The 552-nt window shown below is 64.7% G+C and carries 1 pseudogene; it reads right to left on the bottom strand.

Features of this window, described 5'->3' with window-relative positions:
- Positions 1–177: 177 nt before the first annotated feature.
- Positions 178–552, bottom strand: a pseudogene (locus tag I5M_RS11865) (AI-2E family transporter); the annotation flags it as partial.

Here is a 552-nt window from a genome sequence, read left to right as displayed (position 1 = left end):
AACCATTATCTGTCGGTGGCGATCTCCTACCTGTTCGCCCATCGCCCGCAGTGGGGAGCCAATTCGGCGATCGGCAAGACCGCGGTGTCGAGCGCGACCGGGCTCGCGCTGCGCGCGCCCCGGAATGACGAGAGGAGGGGGCGGACCTTCGTTGTAAGAAATCCGCGTGTTCCGCTCCTACACAGCAGCGCTCGCAACCGGCATCTCGATGGTCTGCGGCGGTGGCTCGATGCCGGCTTCCTCGACGCAGTATTTCACCGCGTCCCGCAACGTCAGTACAGTGGCGTCGGCCTGAGCGGACTCATTCGTGTCGGTGATCTTCGGCGTATCCGCCGACCACAGCGCGACGATGATCTTCGCACGCGGCGCCTTGCGGCGGAGGCGGCGAACGGCGTAGCGGATGTGGGTGATGTTCGACGCTTCCAGATACGACAGGCAGATCAGCGCGACGTTGGAGACGTCGAGGCCGAAGATGTTCTTGGTCGACAGCGCGCTCGACGGTTCGACGCGTGCGCCGATGCCGTGCACGCGGCACAAATGGGACAGCATCAG

It is taken from the genome of Rhodopseudomonas sp. B29 (genome assembly GCF_000333455.1).
Lineage (GTDB): Bacteria > Pseudomonadota > Alphaproteobacteria > Rhizobiales > Xanthobacteraceae > Rhodopseudomonas.
Note: the sequence above shows the minus strand (reverse complement) of the source record. Positions and strands in the feature narration are given on the sequence as shown.